Annotated in this window: 21 protein-coding genes, 1 tRNA gene and 1 pseudogene; 11 read left to right on the top strand and 12 right to left on the bottom strand. The window is 48.9% G+C overall.

Going from position 1 to position 22,271, the window contains the following annotated elements; all coding sequences use genetic code 11:
- Window positions 1-361: 361 nt before the first annotated feature.
- Window positions 362-1,408, bottom strand: a complete 1,047-nt coding sequence (locus NYE69_RS14325) for a YkvI family membrane protein (protein WP_328272637.1) — start codon at window positions 1,406-1,408, stop codon at window positions 362-364.
- 169 nt (window positions 1,409-1,577) lie between these two features.
- Between NYE69_RS14325 and NYE69_RS14330 the strand changes: the two genes are divergently transcribed.
- The 4 genes from NYE69_RS14330 to NYE69_RS14345 all read left to right on the top strand — a co-directional run bounded on the left by NYE69_RS14330 (window position 1,578) and on the right by NYE69_RS14345 (window position 3,386).
- On the top strand, window positions 1,578-2,150 hold the full coding sequence (locus NYE69_RS14330; protein WP_328272636.1) for a xanthine phosphoribosyltransferase: 573 nt from the start codon (window positions 1,578-1,580) through the stop codon (window positions 2,148-2,150).
- 114 nt (window positions 2,151-2,264) lie between these two features.
- Window positions 2,265-2,597, top strand: coding sequence for a hypothetical protein (locus tag NYE69_RS14335; RefSeq protein ID WP_036624227.1), 333 nt, complete (start codon window positions 2,265-2,267; stop codon window positions 2,595-2,597).
- A gap of 147 nt (window positions 2,598-2,744) precedes the next feature.
- Window positions 2,745-2,960, top strand: coding sequence for a hypothetical protein (locus tag NYE69_RS14340; protein WP_328272634.1), 216 nt, complete (start codon window positions 2,745-2,747; stop codon window positions 2,958-2,960).
- Between the two features lie 81 nt (window positions 2,961-3,041).
- A complete protein-coding gene (locus tag NYE69_RS14345; protein ID WP_328272632.1) occupies window positions 3,042-3,386 on the top strand; it encodes a carboxymuconolactone decarboxylase family protein in 345 nt (114 codons plus the stop codon).
- A gap of 29 nt (window positions 3,387-3,415) precedes the next feature.
- On the opposite strand, the gene NYE69_RS14350 is transcribed toward NYE69_RS14345, so the two are convergent.
- Window positions 3,416-3,883, bottom strand: a complete 468-nt coding sequence (locus NYE69_RS14350; protein ID WP_230877097.1) for a hypothetical protein — start codon at window positions 3,881-3,883, stop codon at window positions 3,416-3,418.
- Between the two features lie 181 nt (window positions 3,884-4,064).
- Between NYE69_RS14350 and NYE69_RS14355 the strand changes: the two genes are divergently transcribed.
- Window positions 4,065-4,149, top strand: a tRNA-Leu gene (locus NYE69_RS14355).
- A gap of 349 nt (window positions 4,150-4,498) precedes the next feature.
- Here NYE69_RS14355 and NYE69_RS14360 read toward each other — a convergent pair.
- Window positions 4,499-4,930 carry a MurR/RpiR family transcriptional regulator gene (locus NYE69_RS14360; RefSeq protein WP_340926687.1) on the bottom strand — a complete coding sequence of 144 codons (432 nt, stop codon included), beginning with the start codon at window positions 4,928-4,930 and terminating at the stop codon, window positions 4,499-4,501.
- A gap of 335 nt (window positions 4,931-5,265) precedes the next feature.
- Window positions 5,266-5,613 (bottom strand): winged helix-turn-helix transcriptional regulator, encoded by a 348-nt coding sequence (locus tag NYE69_RS14365; protein WP_340926688.1) that lies wholly within the window; start codon window positions 5,611-5,613, stop codon window positions 5,266-5,268.
- Between the two features lie 247 nt (window positions 5,614-5,860).
- On the opposite strand from NYE69_RS14365, the gene NYE69_RS14370 reads away from it, so the two are divergent.
- Window positions 5,861-6,391 carry an NAD(P)H-dependent oxidoreductase gene (locus NYE69_RS14370; RefSeq protein WP_340926689.1) on the top strand — a complete coding sequence of 177 codons (531 nt, stop codon included), beginning with the start codon at window positions 5,861-5,863 and terminating at the stop codon, window positions 6,389-6,391.
- A 47-nt stretch (window positions 6,392-6,438) separates the two neighbouring features.
- On the opposite strand, the gene NYE69_RS14375 is transcribed toward NYE69_RS14370, so the two are convergent.
- The gene (locus tag NYE69_RS14375) at window positions 6,439-7,092 is read right to left on the bottom strand and encodes a GntR family transcriptional regulator (protein ID WP_340926690.1); all 654 of its coding nucleotides are present in this window, start codon (window positions 7,090-7,092) and stop codon (window positions 6,439-6,441) included.
- Between the two features lie 152 nt (window positions 7,093-7,244).
- Here NYE69_RS14375 and uxuA point away from each other — a divergent pair, with 152 nt between their 5' ends.
- The 3 genes from uxuA to NYE69_RS14390 all read left to right on the top strand — a co-directional run bounded on the left by uxuA (window position 7,245) and on the right by NYE69_RS14390 (window position 11,785).
- Window positions 7,245-8,321, top strand: a complete 1,077-nt coding sequence (gene uxuA / locus NYE69_RS14380) for a mannonate dehydratase (protein ID WP_328269864.1) — start codon at window positions 7,245-7,247, stop codon at window positions 8,319-8,321.
- Window positions 8,321-9,931, top strand: a complete 1,611-nt coding sequence (locus tag NYE69_RS14385; protein ID WP_340926691.1) for a mannitol dehydrogenase family protein — start codon at window positions 8,321-8,323, stop codon at window positions 9,929-9,931. The genes uxuA and NYE69_RS14385 overlap by 1 nt, the downstream gene beginning before the upstream one ends.
- A gap of 831 nt (window positions 9,932-10,762) precedes the next feature.
- Window positions 10,763-11,785 carry a LacI family DNA-binding transcriptional regulator gene (locus tag NYE69_RS14390; protein WP_328269866.1) on the top strand — a complete coding sequence of 341 codons (1,023 nt, stop codon included), beginning with the start codon at window positions 10,763-10,765 and terminating at the stop codon, window positions 11,783-11,785.
- 72 nt (window positions 11,786-11,857) lie between these two features.
- Here NYE69_RS14390 and NYE69_RS14395 read toward each other — a convergent pair whose 3' ends face one another.
- Window positions 11,858-12,817 (bottom strand): sugar kinase, encoded by a 960-nt coding sequence (locus NYE69_RS14395; protein ID WP_340926693.1) that lies wholly within the window; start codon window positions 12,815-12,817, stop codon window positions 11,858-11,860.
- A 297-nt stretch (window positions 12,818-13,114) separates the two neighbouring features.
- Here NYE69_RS14395 and NYE69_RS14400 point away from each other — a divergent pair, with 297 nt between their 5' ends.
- Window positions 13,115-13,753, top strand: coding sequence for a bifunctional 2-keto-4-hydroxyglutarate aldolase/2-keto-3-deoxy-6-phosphogluconate aldolase (locus NYE69_RS14400; protein ID WP_340926694.1), 639 nt, complete (start codon window positions 13,115-13,117; stop codon window positions 13,751-13,753).
- Between the two features lie 69 nt (window positions 13,754-13,822).
- Here NYE69_RS14400 and NYE69_RS14405 read toward each other — a convergent pair whose 3' ends face one another.
- The 6 genes from NYE69_RS14405 to NYE69_RS14430 all read right to left on the bottom strand — a co-directional run bounded on the left by NYE69_RS14405 (window position 13,823) and on the right by NYE69_RS14430 (window position 20,889).
- The gene (locus NYE69_RS14405) at window positions 13,823-14,137 is read right to left on the bottom strand and encodes a DMT family transporter (protein WP_328269869.1); all 315 of its coding nucleotides are present in this window, start codon (window positions 14,135-14,137) and stop codon (window positions 13,823-13,825) included.
- Between the two features lies 1 nt (window position 14,138).
- Window positions 14,139-14,486, bottom strand: a complete 348-nt coding sequence (locus tag NYE69_RS14410) for a DMT family transporter (RefSeq protein ID WP_340926696.1) — start codon at window positions 14,484-14,486, stop codon at window positions 14,139-14,141.
- Between the two features lie 107 nt (window positions 14,487-14,593).
- Entirely contained in the window at window positions 14,594-15,178 is a 585-nt protein-coding gene (locus tag NYE69_RS14415) for a TetR family transcriptional regulator (RefSeq protein ID WP_340926697.1), read from the bottom strand.
- A 177-nt stretch (window positions 15,179-15,355) separates the two neighbouring features.
- On the bottom strand, window positions 15,356-17,722 hold the full coding sequence (locus NYE69_RS14420) for a glycoside hydrolase family 2 TIM barrel-domain containing protein (protein ID WP_328269872.1): 2,367 nt from the start codon (window positions 17,720-17,722) through the stop codon (window positions 15,356-15,358).
- Between the two features lie 180 nt (window positions 17,723-17,902).
- Window positions 17,903-18,949: an AraC family transcriptional regulator gene (locus NYE69_RS14425; protein WP_328269873.1), complete on the bottom strand. Its 1,047-nt coding sequence runs from the start codon at window positions 18,947-18,949 to the stop codon at window positions 17,903-17,905.
- 290 nt (window positions 18,950-19,239) lie between these two features.
- A complete protein-coding gene (locus NYE69_RS14430) occupies window positions 19,240-20,889 on the bottom strand; it encodes an S-layer homology domain-containing protein (protein ID WP_340926698.1) in 1,650 nt (549 codons plus the stop codon).
- A gap of 431 nt (window positions 20,890-21,320) precedes the next feature.
- Between NYE69_RS14430 and licT the strand changes: the two are divergent.
- Window positions 21,321-22,155 (top strand): annotated as a pseudogene (licT, locus tag NYE69_RS14435) (BglG family transcription antiterminator LicT).
- Window positions 22,156-22,271 lie beyond the last annotated feature (116 nt).

Raw genomic sequence — 22,271 nt, forward strand, 5'->3', positions numbered from 1 at the left:
ATCGCTGCGGCCGATCCAATGCATGTACGCTTACTACATTTAACGATTCTAACGGTTGCCACAGCCGCTATTTGCTCCAATATCGCCGTTTTCAAATTCTAACGGTTGCCATAGCGCTTATTTAGCTAAAACCCGGCGATTTGGGCTCAGATTAGAGCAGATAACAACGCTCACAACCGTTAAAATTTAGAAAGGGGCTTTTTTGGCAAAATAGCGCCTGATACAACCGTTAGATTTCTGGCGTGAGCTCAAATGGAATAGCGGGAAGGTATACCGGAGATCAGGCAAGGTGCACCGGAGATTTTGTGTAGGCGTTAATGCAACGCCAGTGGCTGCACGGCCCTGGAACAGCCGCAGTCCGTTAGTTTCCTGTTTTTCCTTTGCTCTTATATGCCGCCAGCATAAAGGCCCAAAACAGGCTGAACAGACCGAATATCGGGTAAAGCACCGAAAGCAGCGAGCTGAAGCCGAACTGGCTGGTTATGTAGCAGATCAGCAAAATCGTGACCGAGATCAGCATCGGCGGTACTTGAAGGTGCTGCCGCAGCTGCAGGGTCACGCCGTAGACGTCGGCCACGAACGTGCTGAAGATTTCCATAAAAATCAGCAGCACATAAATGAGCTGGACGGTTGGCCCAAGCTGCTGGGCAATGCTGCCCATCGGAATCTCATACTGCACGATCCCCGGCATATTGGCGGAGAGCGCAAAGTGGCCGGCCATCAGCATGAAGCCGACGCCCGCGCCGCCGATAACCCCGCCCATGACGATTACCTTCCGGCTTGTGGTGTGGCTTCCGATCGGTACGAGCACGGCTTGGGCCATCGACAGGTTAAACGCCGAATACATGAGCGGAGATACCCATGCGGCCAGCAATCCGGAGTCGGTTTCCAGGGTTAAAAAACGGGCCGCTCCCGGCGAGCCGAGCGTATTAACGATGATCACCAGCGAAAGGATCAGCATCAGCGGCACGACGAGGGAATTCAGCTGCATAACGCCTTTGATCCCCCGTCCGAGCAGCAAAAAGGTAAAAATCAGAGTGATCCAAAGCCCTGTCTGATAATGCAGGCCCAGATGCTCCATGAATACGGAGCCGGCTCCCGCCAGCATGACGCTGTTGACGCCGATCAGGACGATCAGGGTAAACAGGCTGAGCATACGCCCGGCGCGCTCTCCGAACAGCTTGCGGTTCAGGTCCTCGTACGAAGCGGCCTTGATCTCGCGGGCGAGCAGCATCATTTTGGTGCCGAGCCAAACGAACAGCAGGGTGGACAGCAGAATCGTAAGGACGCCCCATTTTCCATACCGGGTGAAAAACTGGAGAATTTCCTGTCCCGTCGCAAAGCCGGCGCCAACAACGGTACCGATATATGTGAAAGCGATCTGCAAAACCTTCACGCTATTTTTCATGGTTTTCCCCCCGGTTCATGTGCTATATATAGTACAAGGTATGTTGTCCAAGAACGGGACATGACTCAAACCCATAGAGAGGCAGTTCAAAAAGCCAGCTTTTGAAGATATTAAGGAAGAATACTTTTTGAACTCTCACTATAGAGAATGACTTATGGAGGAAAAAAAGATGGAGCTGTTAAAGCAAAAGATTACGGAGCAAGGCGTGATCGTTTCGGACCAGGTGCTGAAACTGGACGGTCTGCTGAATCATCAGGTGGACCCGAAATTGACGATGGAAATGGGCAAAGAGTTTGCGAAACGGTTTGGGGATGCCGGGGTTACGCGGGTCGTGACGGTGGAATCGTCGGGCATCGCCGTGGCGTTCGCGACGGCGTACGAGCTAGAGGTGCCGCTGCTATTCGCGCGCCGCAAAAAAACGCTGCTGGCCGAGCCGGACATGCTGTGCGAGCGGGTGCCTTCATTTACGAAAGGCATCGTCACGGACATTCTCGTATCGCGCGAGTTTATTAGCGAGAACGACCGGGTTTTATTTATCGACGACATCATCGCTAACGGCGACGCGGCCCGGGGGCTGATCAAAATCATCAGCCGCGCCGGAGCGGAATTGGTCGGAGCGGGCATCGTCGTAGAAAAATGTTTCCAATCCGGGGCCCGGGCGATTCGCGATCAAGGGATCCGTTTGGAGTCGTTGGTCCGCATCGCGTCGCTGGATGGCGGGCAAATCACGTTTGCGGACTAGGTGCGGATAAGGACAAAGCAAGCTCGGAAAAAAGAAACAATTTTGCAAGCAATCCTTTGCAGCACCCTTTTTTTTCGCTATAATGAGGATTACTAGGGAGAGGAGGCTTAAAAAATGGGGAAAGAATTGGCAGTAGACGCGGAGTTTTTCCTTTCGAAATTGTCCGAAGCGAAGATTACCTTTGAACGTGCCCTGGATTGCAAACATACAGAGTTTGACGACCTTTATCCCTATATGCTGGAACATCCTCAGTTTTTCTGGTACAAACGCTATGTAGCATGGTCGCAATTGTTGACGATAACCGGGCTGTGCCAAGAGCTCGATGTGCCCTGGAAGGAACAGTTCAGTCCGCAGCAGGTGGGGTATTTGGAACAACGGGTCATGTCGGCCAAGGTGCTTGATTTTTGGTTCGAGACGAATGACAGCAAGGAGCATGCTTCGCGGTAAGCGGCAGGCTTAAGTCATGATGGTTTTTCATAAGGTTCTGGAGTACTGGAGACTCCGACTGGCCTTAAGGCCGGCGGGGTCTTTTTCTGCATGGCTGGATATCGGATGGATCTATTGTATAATGAGAGCTGGAGGTGGGTGTTACCGATGATCACGGATGAAGAATTAAACGCATACCGTTTATCCGGCGAAAAAGTTCGGGTGATTCGCGATGCGATCGAAGCCAACGACGTCCGCGGGATTGTGGTGGCCTGGGATGATACGCATGTGCTCATTCGCAGGCCCAACCGCAATGTGGTCAAGCTGGACCGGAATTATATTTACCAGCCTTCGCGGGAACCGCGGGTTGCGCCGGAGGTTTAGCATATTTTTTGCCGGGCGGGACATCGTATAAATGATACGATTTGACTATCCTCTACATTACAGGAAAGGATGCTTAAGCCCATGTCGCTCGTGAGCGAGAAAATCAAAGCGTACAAAGACGAGATCGGCCGATACGGCGATTCGCTGCCGGGCATCACGGAAGCTTATCACGCGTTTACCGGAGCAAGCCTTGGGGACGGCGAGCTGGACGCCAAAACGAAGCAGCTGATTGCGCTCGGGATCGCTTTGTCCACGAATAACGAAATCTGTACGTTCTACCATGCCGAGGAGGCGAAGTCAAAGGGAGCGACCGATGCGGAAATTTTGGAAACGGTCGCCGTGGCTTCCGCGGCTTTGGCCGGAAACGCGCTGTCGCAGGGGGTAACCCGCGTGCAGCAGGCTTTGTCCTCGCCGCCTGTGCAGTAACGGAGGAAAGGGACCTTTCAGGTGATGGATCACACCTTGGAGGGTCCCTTTTTTGCTATACTTGCCGGGAAGGCGCCATCGTCCGCGTTCTGGAAGAGGGCTTCGGAGGATGACCGCCCTTTGGCCGCCGCGCCGCCGCTGCCGCCCAGATACGCGCGCATCCGCGAGGACACCTCCCGCTGCAAGCCGGCCCACAGTATGCGCATCTTGCCATGGAAGCCGCGGCAGCGGTACTCCGCCTGGATGCCGTTCTCGTCCTGGCTGATCCGGTATATTTCAATGTTGCGCTCGCGGAACTTGCCGTGAATCTCGGCCAGCACGAGGGCCACCCGCCGTTCTCCGCCACGGATGAAATCGGCGTAAACCTCGGGGCTTTTCAGCACCCCGCTTTGCTCGAGGATCCGGGCGTCCCGCTGAAATACTTTCTGTAAAAATCCTAGCAGCAGCGCGCTTTTGATTAACGCGAGCTCATCCTCTTTGAGGCCGGGAACAGCCATGGGAAAACACCGCCTTTATATGCGAATATATACGAACTTGTGTTCTTATCATACCCTATTGGAGCGGTTTTAATCAAGGGGAGGTTTCGCACCGGTCCAAGCAAAAAAAGGTTGTTGATTTACATCAAAATACATGTTATTATATATAACGTTGCTGCAAAACAATGCACCGACAATATACGCGGTCGTGGCGGAATTGGCAGACGCGCACGGTTCAGGTCCGTGTGGGCTAACCCCCCGTGGAGGTTCGAGTCCTCTCGACCGCATCAATTTAGCAATGAACGAGCTCTTGAGTTTCCTTTTGTGGAGATTCAGGAGCTTTTTGCATATTTGGAATTTGTAAGGTACAGCTCATCATTTGAGCCGAAGAGATCTTTATCTACATTAACCAACTAAATTAAAACCTCTGATGCTTGCAGCTCCAGCCGCTACGTGCATCGATCGATAGATGGATAACGCTCCGGCATTCCTGAATTCGTCTTCCTCTCTGCTTCCGGATCAAACGGGATAATTGTGCAAAGCGTCCGGACAGCGGATGTTAATCTGCCGACCAACCCACCGGCCTTCCCTGTCAAGCGCTGATTATTAGGTTGAGCCAAAAAAAGACACAGTATTTTATTTTAAACGCGCACTCATTTTCTCCTTAAGATATTGCTCAAACTCAAACGTAATAAAATCAATAATATTGTGTATGAAACTGGAGGTGAAATGAGTCTCATCAGATTCTTCAATATAAGTTGAAATATTAAAGAAAGAGTGATTGCTAAGCCAGTTTTGAATGGTATTTGTGATGGATATAATCGGAATTTTTTTAAGTAAAGGTATGGCCAAGGCTTCTTTCATGGCATGATTTTCGCCGGAAAATGAAAATACGATCAACAGATCCTCGGGTTCCAATTTTTCGATGACTGCGCTTGTTAAATGAGTTCCGATGTCTAACGGGAGCAGGCTCATGCTGATGCCGATTTTCAAGAAATTGCGTTGCAAAACCTGTGCCTGAAGCTGCTGGGCCAGTCCTGTAGACAGCAAATATGGAAAAGGATCCAAAGCAAGAAAATCCGTTGACTGATCCAGAAATTGAAAAAGCCATGATCGAAAAGCTGGTTAAAAAAATGAAGGAGATCGAGGCACCGCTGGAAGAATTCGAACGGCTTGGCCTAATCAAGAAATAGGAAGGGATAAAGTTACAAGAATATTGTGAAAGTTGAGGCAGATCAACATCCGCTGTCCGGACGCTTTGCACGATTATACCGTTTGATCAGGGAAGCAGAGAACAAGATAAATTCAGGGGAAGGAGATATTTGGGGAAAGGGTTTCATGCGAAAAACCTTGTCCGATAGAATGCTTGATCGTGCTCTTTATCAGATGTCCGCCCAGATCCGTTATTTTTTCAAACTTTCTATATATTCCAAGTGTTTGAAGCCCCAGCCGCACATATCGCCAAGCACCGTCGCCAGCGTTTGCCCGTGCTCGGAGATCGAATATTCGACCTTAGGCGGAATTTCTTGATAAATGCGGCGGTCGATAAGCCCATCGCGTTCCAGCTCTCTCAGCTGATTCGTGAGCATTCCTTGCGTAATACCGGGCAGCAGACGTCTCAACTCTCCGAACCGCTGGGTTCCTTCATTCAGAAGAATGAACAGAATCAGGGGCTTCCACTTGCCGCCGATCACATCGAGCGTAGCCAGAATGCCTTGGGTCGTATTTGCGTCTCGTATTTTGGTTTGCATTTGGACGTCCCTCCCCGGTGAGGATTTTCGTTACTACAGGTTACTTTAGCAGAATCGATGGAAATGTAAAAGTACTATCCTTTTCCGTACTTAGTATGGTTGGCCGTACTATGAGGAGTTCCGCGCAACTGCTTAATTGTATGGGTTACCGTACTTAGTACGATGAAACTGCGTACTTTTCAAAAATGATGATCTCGACAATAATGGGGGAGCATTCCACCAAACCTGACACGAAAGGATGATGGTCATGAACATCATGGTTATCGTAGCTCACCCCGATTTAAATTATTCCGAATTGAATAAAGCGATGGCGGCGGAATTAGCACAGCATTCGAACATTCACGTTCGCGACCTGTATAAGGAATATCCGAACTGGCAGATCGACGTTGATAGAGAACAGCGGCTGCTGCTGGAATTCGATCGCATTGTGTTTCAGTTCCCTCTGTACTGGTACAGCTGCCCGCCGCTTTTGAAAAAATGGTTCGACGATGTGCTGACCTTCGGATGGGCGTTCGGGCCCGGCGGCGACCATTTGAAGGGCAAAGAGTTTGTCGTGGCGACAACGACAGGCGGGGAGGAGAAGGGATATCGCGCTGGCGGACACAATTGGTTTACGCTCAGCGAATATTTGCGACCGATCCAAGGAACATTGAGCCGGTGCAACGGGACTTATTTACCCGCCTTCGTCTCCTACAGCCCATCGCCAGAGGAACTGCCGCATGAGGTTAAGCGGTATGTTCAGCATATTATGACACCTATGACCGCCCTGGCCCAGTAATAACAAGATGAGCGGGGCTTCGGCCCCGCTTTTGCTATGAAAAACGTCTATGCCTTAATATACTCCGAGAAATTCTCCTGCAAGTACCGTGAATTAATATCCTCCCGCAGATGATGGTCGATCAGTTCGTCAAGTTGATCCAGTTCCTTATGCATCATCATTTCGAGAATGGTTTGATGCTCATTATGGATGTCCACCAGCTTTTCCTTCCTCAACATATGCAGTCTGCGGTATCTGGCGTAATGGACACTCGTCTGCTGGATCAAATTCCACAGGAACTCCCGCCCGGCCAACTGAAACAGGGATTGGTGAAAGGCGTCGTCCAGGCCCAGAAATCGTTCGCTGTCCTCGTCCTCATCGATGACGGCCTGCTGCTTGTCCAGGATCTCTCCGAGCTCATGAACTCCTTTGAGCGGGAGATGGGCGGACAAAGCTTTGATGATTTCTTTTTCGAGCACGCTTCGCAAATAAATCATCTGTTCGACCGACTCCAAATCAATAAAGGAAACCAGGTTGCCTTTTTTGGGATAGATATCGATATAGGATTCCAGACTGAGCTGCTTCAGCACATCGCGAAGCGGGGTCCTGGAGATCCGGAAACGTTCGGACAGGGCGGTTTCGCTTAGAATGGCGCCGGGCTTTAGCTTGAGGGTAAGGATTTCGGTTTTTAGTGATTTCATGATCTCAGCTTTAATGGACATGTTGACTCCTGCTTTGTTTTTTGAGTTTATCTAGTATACATCATGTTATCATAAACAAAATTCAGGCCGGGTGATAAATCTTACAGACGCTTCTCGATCTTGTATTTTATGATCAACTCAATCTTGTATACAAGAAGGAGGAGATTGTTGAGATGAATATGACATGGCGCTGGTATGGGGAAGGGAACGACAATATTACGCTTGACCATATTCGGCAAATTCCCGGGGTGATGGGAATCGTCTGGTCTTTGCATGACAAGGTGGCCGGGGAAGTATGGGAAATGGAACGGATTCAGGAAGTGGCGGATCAGATCACAAGCAAAGGCTTCAGCACCGCCGTCGTGGAGAGCGTTAACGTTCATGATGATATCAAAATCGGCTTACCGACACGCGACAAATATATCGACATCTATATCGACACCATCCGCAAGTTGGCCAAGGTTGGCGTTAAGGTGATCTGCTATAATTTCATGCCGGTTTTTGACTGGACGCGTACGGAATTGTACAAGGAGCTCCCCGATGGCTCAAACGCGCTTTTTTATGAAAAGGCTGCCATTACGGATAATCCGCGGGAGATGGTGGACCGGATTCTGAAAGGCGCCGGAGAATTCACGATGCCGGGCTGGGAACCGGAACGGCTGGCGAAGCTGGACGAGTTGTTTGCCGCTTATGCGGATGTGACGGAAGAAAAGCTGTTTGAGAACCTAAAGTATTTTTTGGAGCGGATTATTCCGGTATGTGAAGAAGTAGATATCAAAATGGCGATTCACCCCGACGATCCGGCTTGGCCGATCTTTGGCCTGCCGCGCATTATCCGCAGCCGGGACACGATCCGCCGGATGCTGGACGCTGTGGACAGCCCGTACAACGGCCTGACCTTCTGCACGGGTTCGCTGGGCACGAATCCGGAAAACGATCTGCCGGCGATGATCCGCGAGTTCCATGACCGGATTCATTTTGCCCATATCCGTAATGTGAAAGTGTTTGATAACGGAGATTTCATCGAGGTGTCCCATCGCGGGCGCGATGGCAGCGTAGATGTCGCGGAAGTTGTAAAAGCCTATCACGAAAACGGATACATCGGTTATGTGCGGCCCGATCACGGGCGGCATCTGTGGGGAGAAGAGAAGAACTGCCGTCCGGGCTATGGCCTGTATGACCGGGCGCTGGGCGTGATGTATTTGCTGGGCGTTTGGGACAGCCTGGAAAACGCTAGGGAGGCCAAGTAATGCTGCGTCTTAGCCGGGAAAGTCTGAAGGTTGGCCGATCCGCCTGGGAAGCGGCGGGTGTTGAGCTGCCGAAGTTCGAACTGGAGACGGTAGCGGCGAATACGCGGGTTAATCCGCGATGGGTTCACTTTGGCGCAGGCAACATCTTCCGGGGATTCGTGGCGAATGCCCATCAACAGCTGCTGGACAGCGGCAAAGCGGATACCGGTATTATCGCTGCGGAATCGTTTGATTTTGAGATGATCGACAAGGTCTACAAGCCTTATGACAATCTGACGCTGCTGGTGCTGATGAACGCGCGCGGCGAGTTTCAGAAGAAAGTGGTCGGCAGCATTGTCGAAGCCCTTGCCGCGGACAAAAACCGGGAAGCGGATTACAGCCGCCTGATCGAAATCTTTGAGCAGCCGAGTCTGCAAATGGCCAGCTTCACCATTACGGAAAAAGGATATTCCCTGACCGGACCGGACGGCCGGTACCTCGGTATCGTGGAGAAGGATATTGCAAATGGCCCCATTCAGCCGATTCATGCCATGAGTCTTGTCGCTTCGCTGGCGTACCGCCGTTATTTGAAAGGCCGGTATCCGATGACTTTCGTCAGCATGGACAATTGCTCGCATAACGGCGACAAGTTGAAGCACGCCGTCTTGACGATAGCCAAAGAGTGGGCGGACAAGGGCCTTGTTGAAGGCGGCTTCATCGGCTATCTTGAAGATGAACACAAAATTACGTTCCCGCTGTCCATGATCGATAAAATCACGCCGCGTCCGTCGGAAACGGTGCAGGCGGCACTTCTGGAGCAGGGGATCGGCGATATGGAGGTGATCGTCACCTCCAAGAACACGTATACCGCGCCTTTTGTCAATGCTGAGATCAGTGAATATCTGGTGATCGAGGACAAGTTTGCAAACGGCCGTCCACCGCTTGAGGAAGCCGGAATTATATTCACGGACAGGGACACCGTCAACAAGGTGGAAACGATGAAGGTCACGACCTGCTTGAATCCGCTCCACACCGCACTCGCCGTTTCCGGCTGTCTTCTAGGGTTTACGCTGATTGCGGATGAGATGAAGGACGGTGCGCTGCGCAAGTTTGCGGAAACGATAGGCTACACCGAGGGGCTTCCGGTCGTGGTCGACCCCGGCATCCTGAGTCCCAAGGGGTTTCTGGACGAGGTGCTGCAGGAACGTTTCGCGAATCCGTTTATTCCCGATACACCGCAGCGGATCGCGACCGATACCTCGCAGAAAGTAGGCATCCGTTTCGGTGAAACGATCAAATCCTACATGCGAAGGGAAGACCTTAACCCGGAAAATTTAACGGCAATCCCGTTGGCGATCGCCGCCTGGTGCCGTTACTTACTGGGCGTGGACGATGAAGGAAAGCCGTTCACTTTAAGTCCGGACCCGCTTTTGGAAACGCTGCAGGGGCATTTGGCAGGGGTGAAACTAGGCGATAAAACCTCGGGAGTCCGCGCCATTCTTGAGGATGAGCAGATTTTTGGCGTTCCCTTGTACTCGATTGGGCTTGGCGAGAAAATTGAGGGCATGTTTTATGAGATGCTGGAAGCTCCGGGGGCCGTACGTAAAACGCTGGAGAAATATTTGAAATAGCAGCAAAGGAGCCGCATCTGTTGTCGATGCGGCTTTTATCCAGGCTGCGGATTTTCTCCGCCATTTCTTTTAACCTCCGGGTATGATCGACATCAATCCGATATGTTCTCTGCTATAAATTTTCTACAATCAGAAAGGTGATCCATTAATTCATCAAACGAATGTGAAGGGGGAGATCAATATCCACTGTCCGGACGCTTTGCACGATTATCCCGTTTGATCAGGTAGCAGAGAAACAGACAAATTCAGGAGAAGAAGATATGTTTAGGAGAAGCAGATATATTTGAGATTATTATATAATTTATGACACCGGGATGGATCACGCCCATACTGATCGCTGTTCACCTTCACGTCTCCGCAGAGCAGTTCCCGGTTGACTTCCACGTCCGCTCACCCCCGAATCAAAAATTTACGTACATGCGTTCGCTTTACCTTATTATGCCAAACATGCGTTCTCTTATCAAGCTGAAAATCTCACCTGAGACCGCCTCATTTTTTTCCTTACCTCTTTTTCTTCTCTTTTTCTTCTGCTCTTTTTTCTTGAACGCTTACCTTAGCCCCCAACTCTTGCCCCCTGAACGAAAGGGATAATCGTGTAAAGGTGCAGGAAGGGATACCAACACACGAACATCAAGACACGAACACTAATACTCGAACACTACAGTGCCAACGTCATAATTTATTTCGCCAAGCACTGATCTCGGTTATGAGCGCCAGCTCCTGAATTGGATTGCCGCTTTTCCCAGAGTATTTGCATCGCAATCTGTGTTATTATGGAGGATATGAACTGTTTTTGCACAAAACTTATTTGGAAAGAGCGGAGCTTTGATGATGAAAAAGCTGACTATCGACGATGTCGCCCGTAGGGCCGGCGTTTCCAAAAGCACAATATCCCAATACTTGAACCAGCGGTATAAGTATATGAGCGAAGCGACGCGGCAGCGGATCGCCGAAGTCATTGAGGAGTTGGATTATCGGCCGAACGGCCTTGCCCGCAGCCTGAAGCAGAATCGCACTCATCTCGTCGGGATCATTGTGGCTGATATCGACTATACTTTGTCCATTCAGTGCGTCCGCGCCATCGAAAGCGAGCTGCAGAACCGGGGGATCCAGGTTTTGATCTGCAATGCTGACGAAAATCCGGAGAAGGAGCAGCTCTATATTGAAACACTGATTGCCAGACAGGTTGACGGTTTGATTGTGTTCCCTACGGGGCATCAATCCTCGGCCTACAGCCGTCTTGGCGAACTGGAGATGCCGTTCGTTTTCATTGACCGGCTAGTTGACGGCGTCAGCACCCAGAGCTTGCTGCTTGATAACGAAATCGCCGCCAAAATGGGAGTAGAAGAGTTGGTTCATCACGGGCATAACCGGATCGGTATGATGACGCTGCCGCTGGGGGAGCAGGGGATTACTCCGCGCAAGGAGCGGCTTGGCGGATTCCGCAAGGCCATGGAGGAGGCGGGTTTGCCGCTGCGGGAAGAATATCTTGTGAGTGCCCCGGCGCAGGAGATCGGAGCCCGGCTTTCGGAACTAATGGCGCTTCCGGAGCCGCCGACGTCGCTGATCGCCGGCAACGATATTGTGCTGGCCGAGTTATTGAAAGCCTCCAACCGGCTGGGGATTTCCATTCCCGAGCGACTGTCGGTCATTGGCATAGACGATGCCGACTTTGCCCGCATCTACAATCCGGTTATCACAACGATTTGTCAGCCCGCCCATGAGATGGGGGTTCAAGCTGCCAAAGTCATTCTTTCCGGCATCGAGGATCGGGACAGACCGATACCTATTACGTACCGTTTTCCGCCCGCGCTTCGGCAAGGGGAGTCGGTGAAAAAATTGGAGATTCGGTAAAGCCGGCAAGAACCTAAAAGGACTTTGACTTCCTCAGCGTGTGGAGGTCAAAGTCCTTTTAATATCGTGATTTTAACGGACAGTTACGGCTGATGCCATAAATGCCTCCAATTCGGCACGGCTTGGCAGGCCGTCCGAGTCGCCCGGCGACATAACCGCCAGCGCGCCGATCGCATTCCCCCTGGACACAGCCGACTGGACTTCCAGCTTCTCCAATAGTCCGCTAATCACGCCGGCGGCGAATCCGTCGCCCGCGCCGACTGTATCGACAACCCGTTCCACTTTAAAGCCCGGTACAAAGCCGTGACCCTGTAAACTCTTGTAGAAAGCCCCGCCTGGCCCCATTTTGATGACGACCAGCGAGACGCCCTGTTTGAGATAGAAGTCGGCAATCTCCTCAGGCTCCTCCAACCCGGTTAACAGGCGCCCTTCGCCGATGCCGGGAAAAAGCCAGTCGGAGCGGAAGGCCAACTCGTTGATCGTCCGAATCATCGTCTCTTGGTCGCTCCATAATACCGGCCGCAGATTGGGATCAAACGAGATTGTCCGGTTTTGACTTTTCATGTAGTTCATAGCATGGCGCGAGAATTCCAGCATGGATGGTGAAAGCGCAGCCGAAATACCCGTGACGTGCAGATGAGCGGCTGAAGCAAAGTAATCCGGATCAAAGTCGGCGATACCAAGGGTGGAGGCCGCGGACCCTTTACGGTAATACTCCACCTTAGGATCCCCGTTTAGTACTCTGGACTTTAGAAGCAGGCCGGTCGGTTTCTCATGAGTTAACTTCACCCTGGAGGTATCGATGCCCTCTTTGTTCTGGGCATCCAGAATAAATCGTCCCAGGCTGTCCTCTCCAAGCTTCGTGACATAGCCGGTTTGATGACCGAGCCGGCAGAGACCGATCGCTACATTGCTTTCGGCTCCGGCCAGTGCTTTGGAGAAAGAAGCGGCTTCGTGAAGTTCGCCGACTTCATCGGCGCGGAACATGACCATCGGTTCGCCGAAAGTGACGGCGGCCAAGGCTTTTGACATGTAAGATTCCCCCTAAAGACTAATTATCCTCAAAATATCATATAAACCGGTTTTGTACAATGCTGGTGTTTACATTTAACATGAGGATGCCAACAAAATCGATTAGAAAATAGCCGTTTTTATTGTTGCTTACGGGAATTCTAAAAAAACATTGACGGAGCCGATAATTGTGTTTAGTATCTAGTTGAAGCATAAATTACTAGGTTTTAATCTTATTTTGATAAAATAATTTAGTAAATTTATTTAGGTGTAATGACTAGTCTTGATCAAAGTAAAGAGGCAAAGGAGAAGAGTTCTATGAAGAAGCTAAAAGTGTTGGGAAATTTGCAGGAATGCGGCGTCGTAGCGGTAATCCGGGCGGAAAATGCGGAAGATGCCTGTAAAATGTCGGCAGCCTGTATTGAAGGCGGCTTAACCAATATAGAAGTGACGTTCACGACGCCGGGCGCGGAAGAAGCCATCCGCCGGCTGGTAGCCGAGTATGGAAAGCGTGCGGTCGTCGGTGCCGGTACCGTGCTTGATCCGGTTACGGCGCGAATTGCCATTCTAGCGGGGGCGGAATTTGTGGTCAGTCCGTCGTTCGACAAGGAAACGGCGCAGCTTTGCAACCTCTACGGAATTCCTTATATGCCGGGCATTCTGACGCTGGGCGAAATCAAGGAGGCGTTGAAGCTGGGGGTTGACGTCCTGAAATTGTTCCCGGGCAGTGCTTTCGGTCCCGATTTCGTCAAGGCCGTTAAAGGCCCGATGCCGCATGTCAGCATTATGCCAACGGGCGGCGTTGATCTGGAAAATATGGAGCAGTGGCTTAAGGCGGGCTGTATCGCCGTCGGGATCGGCAGCAACCTTACGGCTCCGGCGAAGCAAGGCCGCTACGACCAAATCGCGGAATTGGCGGAAGCGTATGTATCCAAGTACCGGGCACTAAGTAAATAGAACGGGGCGGGAACAACGCCAGGCTGTAAAGAGATGGCTCCTGTATGGATCAGGAGTCATCTTTTTACGTTATGAAACCGCTTTGAGACCAACAACACCAACGACAATGATCAAGAGACTTATCATGCGCCCGATGCTTTTGGATTCACCAAAAAAGATCATGTTTACCAGAACGGCGGCCGAAGTTCCTATTCCAATCCAGACCGCATAGGCAATGCTGACTTGCAGATAATTAAAAGAAGCGTAAAGAAAGGCAAAAGAACCTCCAAATCCGCCAAAAAACATCAGCAAATTCAACATGGATTTCCTTTGGCTGAATTTTTTTAAACCAATGACTCCAGTCAGCTCAAATAAAGCAGCAATCAATACGAATAGCCAACCCATATTAACGAACTCCTTTTGCCGATCCGGTTTCCGGCTTATTGTCGAATAGTTTTAAGGCAATAACCCCAATGACCAGAATCCCCATAAACAGACCTTTTGCAACACTGAATTCCGCATCAAAAATAAAGATGTCCATTAAAGCCGTGCCCACTGTACCTGCGGCTGCAAAAACGGCGTAAACGGTGCCGGTCGGCAATGACTCGCAGGCTTTTGCAAGAAACTGCATATCGATGAGAATTATGACCATGATGATAACCCAGTGCCACCAAGTATCGGCAACATTGAATCCAAAGACCCAAAGAAATTCGAATAGAGAAGTTAAAAGGACAAAAATCCAACCCTTATTCATAGACCATTTTCCTTTCCGAAAATTCAAAAAATTCACCGCACGATTAATGAATGAACGTCAGTCATAATATTTCAAAAAAATAAATGCAGATTTTCCGGTACTTTGCTTCAGGTTCTCCATAACGATCTCTTAATGAAATGAAATACCCGCGTCTTATATACGTCCAGGGGTTCTTCTTGTTCAAGTCCGATATAAAATCGTTCGGCAGCATTTTCAATCAGATTGATGAGAAGTTTGGCCGTCCATTTGGCATGAAGATCGCTGACGATCTCATTATTGTTCATGGCTTTCACTAATATGTTCTCAAGCCAATCATAATATGGAGAATAGATGGCTTCCCATTTTTCCATGGAATGATCGATCGCAAGACCGGAATAACAAAGGACAAGGATTTCTTTGTATGAATCGGTGATGTCGAAGGTTTCGCTTATTACAACCTCCAAAACGTCCCAAAAGCTTTCTTTATCCTGTGCTTGTTCTTTGATTTTACTAAAAGTAATGGTCAGAAGATGATCTGCAATCGCGGGGATTAACGCTTTTTTGGATGAGAAATATAAATAAAACGTTCCTTGGGCAACGCCCGCTTTTTTTACGATATCCGAAATAACCGTCTTATCATATCCTTTTTCCGTTATGACCTCCATGGCCGCGTTTAAAATAAGCTGGTATTTCCCATCAGAGAAGTTTGCCAATATTCATCCCCCTCCTTTTTGATTATTGAATGATTATCATTCATAATACGTGAATGCGAAAATACTGTCAAACGTTCCGCAATTGGTTAAATCGTTGGCGAAAATACGAAGCGAGCAGAAGCCGCATCCGATGTCGATGCGGCTTCAATATGTTTTCCCATAGAACACGGTTGGTAACTACAGAACTTCAATTTTAGCGGTTTGAGCTGTACATCCTGCAGCTTCAATCGTCACGTTGATGATCCCGCTAGTTGTGGGACGAATCACGGCAAGCGCTCTTCCGTCGAAAGTCGTATGTTCCGTTTCAAAGAAATCTTCCTCGCTCTTTGGATTGGCGCTTCCCAAGCCCTGCAAGATTCCGGCGCCTTCCACACGCACCGATATCTTGCGATCAGCAAGCGGCCTTAAAACACCATTATCGCCGACCAGTGATATGGTTATAAATGAAAGATCATGGTCATCGGATACAATCTGCGCGCGGTCGATTTCTACCTGTAAATTTACTTTGCCAACGGCGGATAACAACGAGGTACGGCCTGTTTCTTTTCCATTGGTGTAGGCGATGGCTACAAGCTCGCCGGGTGCATAGACGGTATCAAACTCCGCTTTAAATTCATGAGTCTCGCCAGCAGCGTCTTTGCCAACCGTTTTACCATTAACCAACAGCTCGACTTCATCCGCCTCGGAATAGACTTCCACCTTCACAGGCTTGCCTTCATATCCGTCCCAACTCCAACTTGCTATGGAATCGCTCCAACTCCAAGGCGTCATGCCCGGTTTCTTGCCATAATGCTCAGGACGCTGTACGGCTATATAAGGTTGGCTGCGCAGACCATAGACGATTTCACGATAATAGGAGACCGGACGGCGGTAACCGGTGATATCGATATCGCCGCAGTATGCTGTTTTCCATGGATAGGATGCCGTTGCCCCTTGGGCTGAAGTTTCATCGTATACGGTCTTGCCGAGCCCGGCCTCCCCCAAATAGTCCCATCCCGTCCAGGTGAAATCGCCAATCACATGCCCGTTTTCTTCCACCAGCTTCCAATTGCCCGCGATATCCTGAGGGAAGGTTTCGCTGCCGCAGATCACGCGATTAGGAAACAATTCTTTATCGGTTAGATACCGGTTATCGGCATAGTTATAACCTGCGATATCCACCGCGGCAAAAGATTCCGCAGTGGAATGTGTAACGATATCCATTTCCATAATCCCCTTCGTAAAAGAGGAAAGATTAGCCATAAACGAATTGACATCGGTTCCGGCATCACCGGGGCTGGTGTTTGCTTGAAACATCTCTTGCAGATGATTCATCACGGATACCATTCCATTAATGGAATTCATCACATAACGAGTGCTGTCCAGGCTGCGGATTTTCTCCGTTATTTTTCTGCCCCAAGCCGTACCGTTTACACTTCCTGTTTCGGGAATTTCATTTCCTATGGAGTACAGGATAACGGATGGATGATTATAATCTTTATCTACCATCGCTTGGATGTCTTGTTCCCACCAGGTCGGGAAATGAAGGGCGTAATCAAAATCGGATTTATGATTAGTCCAAATATCGAAACTTTCATCCATCACCAGCATGCCCATGCGGTCGCATGCATTTAGCAAGGCTTTGCTGGCCGGATGATGCGCGCTTCGAATGGCATTGAAGCCGGCCTGTTTTAAAATTTCGATCCGGCGCTCATCGGCACGATCAATGGTAGCGGCGCCGATCACTCCATTGTCATGATGGATGCACGCGCCGCGCAGCTTAACTACCTGCCCGTTAATACGCAAACCTTCTACCGCATCCAAGGCGAGTGAGCGGATGCCAAAAGGATTTGTTTCTTCATCCAGAACATGTTCTCCATCCATTACCTTACTTTTACAGGTATAGAGATAAGGGGTTTCCACATTCCACAGTTTCGGTTCCCTTATATATAGACGCTGGCGAGTTGTCGCTTTTTCGCCGGCAAATGCGGTAAAAGGCGCCGTATCCGCAGCTACGGTATGGCCATCCGCATCCACAATTTCAGTGACTATGCTGATCGTCTGCGGGTTCATTCCTTCGTTTTCCACATCTGTGGCTACTACGACAACGGCGTGCTTGCTTTCAATATCGATAGCCGTGATTTTAACGCCATATACCGCAATATGCAGCGGGTTCGCCACCATTATTTTGGTGTTGCGGTAAATCCCCGTGCCCGTGTACCAGCGGGAGTCGTCATGACTTTTGGCTACCACCTTGATTTCATTTTCGGCGCCATATTTTAAAAACCGGTCCGCTTTAATATAAAAATTGGTATAACCGTAAGGGTGCTGTCCTGCAAAGTCACCGTTGATGTACACCATCGCATGCATATACACCCCCTCAAATTCAAAGGTGACTCTTTTGTCTTTGTACTCGTCAGGCACATGGAATTTCTTTACGTATTCGCAGGCCCCATCCGGGAAATACCCTTTTTTGCTTTCGCTCACCGCTTGAACGCTTCTTTTCTTTGCAATCATCGCATCGTGCGGCAAGGTAACCGCCTTGGGTTGTTCGTTCGAATTCATGTTAAAAAAACCGGTAACAGGTCTAACCATCCAGCTTCGGTTAAATGATTCTCTAATCATTTTTCCAGCCTGCCTTTCTTATTTTAGTATGAATTATATAAAAAGCAGTCAGGCGGGAAAATTCCCCCTAACTGCTTGATTTTAAATTTCGGTTACCTAAACCGACTTTTAACGTATTCATTAAATTCTGTGCCTGCTCCTGAACTCCTTAGGCGTAATCCCGTTGCGTTGAACGAATATTTTATAAAAATATCCTTTGTTTTGGTAACCGACCTCATGGATGATTTGATGGACCGGAAGTTTGCTCGTCGCAAGCAGTTCTTCCGCTTTTGACAAACGGATGGTTTGCAGAAACTGCGAAAAAGACAGCTGCGTGTATTTCTTGATCAGCCGGTTAAAATAATCCGCATTGTAATGGTATTTTAATGCCAATTCATCAATGGTGACATCCTTATATTTCTGATTCAAATACTTCTCTAATTCTTGAAATAAGATCTCATCCTTACGCTGTTTTTCCAGCTTGGATAATTGAATTCGATAGGAATTGGCCAAGACGTCCATAATTCGGATCATTAGCCCTTTGATTAAATACTCGTATCCTTTGCTTTTGGACTCCGCTTCTTCAATGACCTGGCTGATCAAGTTATAGATTTGTTCGTCATGGTTTGCAGGAGTGAAGCGCAAAAACTGACGTATCCTTTTTTGTTTTTTCAAGCACATCCGGATGAACTCTTGAAGCGGCTCCTCTTTTAATTCGCTTAAAAAAATTTCATCAAAGAAAGTCTCCGACATGCAAAGATACACCACAGCGCTGTCCGTATTGGCTAAATCCTCTGAATGGATGCAATTCCGGTCGATAATAAAAACTTCACCTGGTTGGAAAATGTAGTGATTACCTGAAATCTCCATAGCCAATTGGCCCTTGCAAACGTAGGCCAATTCTACATAATCATGCCTGTGTCTATTTTTGATATGATCGACATCAATGCGATAGGTTCGCTGCTCTAAATTTTTGATAATGAAACTGATGCGCCCATTTGAGGTAACCCGCCATAAAATAAATGAAAAGCTATCCTTTATAAAATGAATATTGCTATCCGAATCCTGAAGGTTATACAATTGCGTATTGTTCGGCATCTCAGGCATTTCCATGAATTCATCAAACGAATATAAAGGAGTGTTTTGCATTTTTAACTCCATCTCGGTAATTCTCTCCATCAATTTCATGTTGCCACCTCTCTAATTGGGCCAGAATTGGAAGCGTTCGCAAAAAAGGTTGACATGGTTATGCTAGCATACACCCGGTTCCTGCTTCAACCCAACGGCTGGAGAAATACAAAAATGTACAAAAAGCCCGGAAGTGCGATTCGTCCCGGTTCGCGGAGCCGATCCAAACCGCGACAACTTGCCCTGCTTTCATCTCGGGACCGAAGACGTCGGTATCCTTGTTTAGCAAAACAAAAAACCTGCAATTGTGCAGGTTTTAAGCAAGCTTCAATTGTACAATTCCATTTTATCTACCTCATACTGGCCAGCATTTCCACAAACTTGGTTGCTTCCGCCCCGGTCACGAACCGATTCGGCGCAAAGCGGGTTGCGGAATCACCGTTCAGAATCCCTGCCGCTACGGAACGCGAAATCGCTTCGGAAGCCCAATGCCCGCTTGGCACGTCGCTGAACTTTGCCGCGGATGCCGAAGAGGGAGCCTGATCCGGTCCCGCATTCCGCACGATATTATCGGCGATCACCGCAAGCTGCGCTCGAGTCACGGCCAAATCCGGGGCAAACCGGCTGCCGCCGATTCCTTTCATGATCCCGGCGGTCGTATTCTGACGAATAGCCAGATCCTGAGGCGAATTATCGGTATCATTATAAATATCGGTGCCGATCACCTCGGCAAGGTTCAGCCGGTCCGCCAATAACGCAGCCAACTCCGCGCGTGTCACTTGAGCATTCTGCTGCAGCGAGACCGGTGCGGCAGCTGTTTTTTTCTGCTCAAACAACCAATTCAGCATGTTCTTATCGTTAAATACGGGCACCCAGGAACAGTGTCTAAAATCTCCATACAACTGTTGAGAGGCCATAAAGGCATCGTCATAAATGCTCAGCTTGGCCTGCTTGTTGCCCAATCCGGTCAATGCCTCATACGCCAGCGTACTCGTCCGGCTATCCGTGATCGGGTCATTTTGTGCGTGCACGAGCCATACCGGCACATCCGGCAGATCCTTCAGTTCCCGCTTAAACGTATCCACGGAACCGGTGTAATCGGCTACAGCGTCTTTCGCCGCAATGACAATGGAGCCGGCGAACAGCCCGGGATACTGCATCAGGAATCGAAGCGCGCCGCCTCCCCCGCTGGACACGCCTACGACATAAATCCGGTTCGGATCCACCTTGCCGGAATCGACAAGCTTCCCGATCAGTTCCGCCTGCACCTCGAAATAATCCCGCATCAGCGAAAGTTCTTCAGGATTGTTATAGATTTTCCAGCCATAGTTTTTGGGGAACTGTACGGCGAGTACGGAAGTATCGTAACCCGAGTCTATCCAGGCAACCGCGCCTTTGTTCTCGGTAAGCTGCTTCAGATTGTCCGCACCAACCTCCCCGCCGCCATGCAGCCAAACGACCAGGGGTTGCGGGGCGCTGGAATCGGTCAATTTTAGCCGATAGGTCAACTTTTCCCCGTTAGTGCCCGTATACTCTCCAGCGGCAAAATCATCGACTGTCCGCGTCTTCACCGTTGTCACGGATGCCTGATTAAACGACAGCTCCGGGTAACGCTCGTTCGTCACGGCAAACTCGAACTTCGGCCCCCCAGGATATTTAAACGGCTTTACTTTAAGAGATAGAGCGTTTTCATGCCAGCTCAATTCAACCCCGTCATCGGTATAATCCGCTTGCACAGTCTCGTTTTTCTCGTTCACCGGATATCCGTTGTAGTTGCCGGTAATCTCAAAATCGGATGCTTTCAAATCGGCATATTCGCTCGCATTGCTTACTTTCAGATCAAACGATTCAACCATCCTTCCCGTATCGCCGATATACGTGTTTGCCGTAATCTGCGCAGGTGGAGCCGCTTCGGCTTTCGCAGGCAGCCCACCGGTCAGTATGGTGCCGATCGACAATACTAACGTTAGGATCAGACCTGTACCCTTTTTCAATGTCATTCCTACGTACCTCCAGTTGCAAAGTTGTGTTATTTTTTTACATAGCGAGTCGGATCAAGCCGTTTAAAATGAAAAAAACCTAACCCGAACCGACATGGAAAAAAATCCAATGCCGAGTCGATTTAGGTTTTGCCCGAGGAAACGGTTACAATCCACATCGTATGTACATGTAAAACCATACATACGGACACTAAAAAAGTCAACAACTTATTTTTCCCATCTCTGCTAAAATGAAAGTGTCCGAATCCAAATTTTGATATCAAGTTTTACTTGAAAACGTTCTCCACATTTTATATAATGGCCATATAATTTATTTTAGGGTTGTTACTGCGTTGCAGGCAAAGCCTAAACCAATCCGTGCTAGATTATATTTAGTGGGGGATTAGTTTAGGCTTTTTTTTGTCAGCAAAAAATATAAAGTGGGCGAACTCATGAGGATTAAAAAAATATTTAACAATAATGTTGCATTGGTTGAAGGACCAAATCGATCTGAGATCATCGTTATTGGAAAGGGGCTGGCTTATCAGAAAACTCCAGGTGAAGATATAGATCCGTCAAGAATTGAGAAGACTTTTGTGATGGAGACCAAGGAATTATCTGAGCGGCTATCTGCATTGCTGAGTGAGATTCCTCCCAAGCATCTAGAATTGACAGATCAGATCATCCGTTATGCCTAAAAAAGATCTAAAGACCTCCTTTAGCAATAATATCTACCTGGCTCTTACGGATCATATTAGTTATGCAATCACTCGCCATACACAGGGATTGAGTCTTAAGAATGCGCTGCTCTGGGAGATACAGAAATTCTATCCGAAAGAATATCACACGGCAATGCATGCTTTACACTTAATTGAAAAGGAAACAGGGGTCAAACTGCCTGTAGATGAAGCCGGTTTTATCGCCATGCATTTTGTGAATGGACAGCAGGATGGCCAGGAAATGGAACAAACCTTAATGGTAACCCAGATGGTTCAAGAAATACTTAATATAGTAACTCTCCACTATGGAATTAAGTTGGATGAAGAATCGTTGAATTATAGCCGCTTTGTGACTCACTTGAAATATTTTTCGTATCGCACGATGCGTCATGAATCAATTCCTTCAGAGGATGACGAGCTGTACGAACAAGTTAGTGCCAAGTATCCCGAAGCTTTCGCCTGCAGCGAGAAGGTAAGGGCTTATTTAAAGGATAAGTATCAAGTTGAGACAACCAATGCCGAAATGGTCTATTTTATGCTCCATATTAGGCGAGTGACCAGCAGATAATTAGCCTATAACAATAAATAACAGGGTTGTTACCATTAGTTGGGCAAAGCCTGGATAAGTGATAAGTGTACTGGTCGTCCAGTGTGCTTCATCACCTGTTCAGGTTTTTTTATTTT

The organism is Paenibacillus sp. FSL R5-0527 (genome assembly GCF_038008055.1).
Lineage (GTDB): Bacteria > Bacillota > Bacilli > Paenibacillales > Paenibacillaceae > Fontibacillus > Fontibacillus macerans.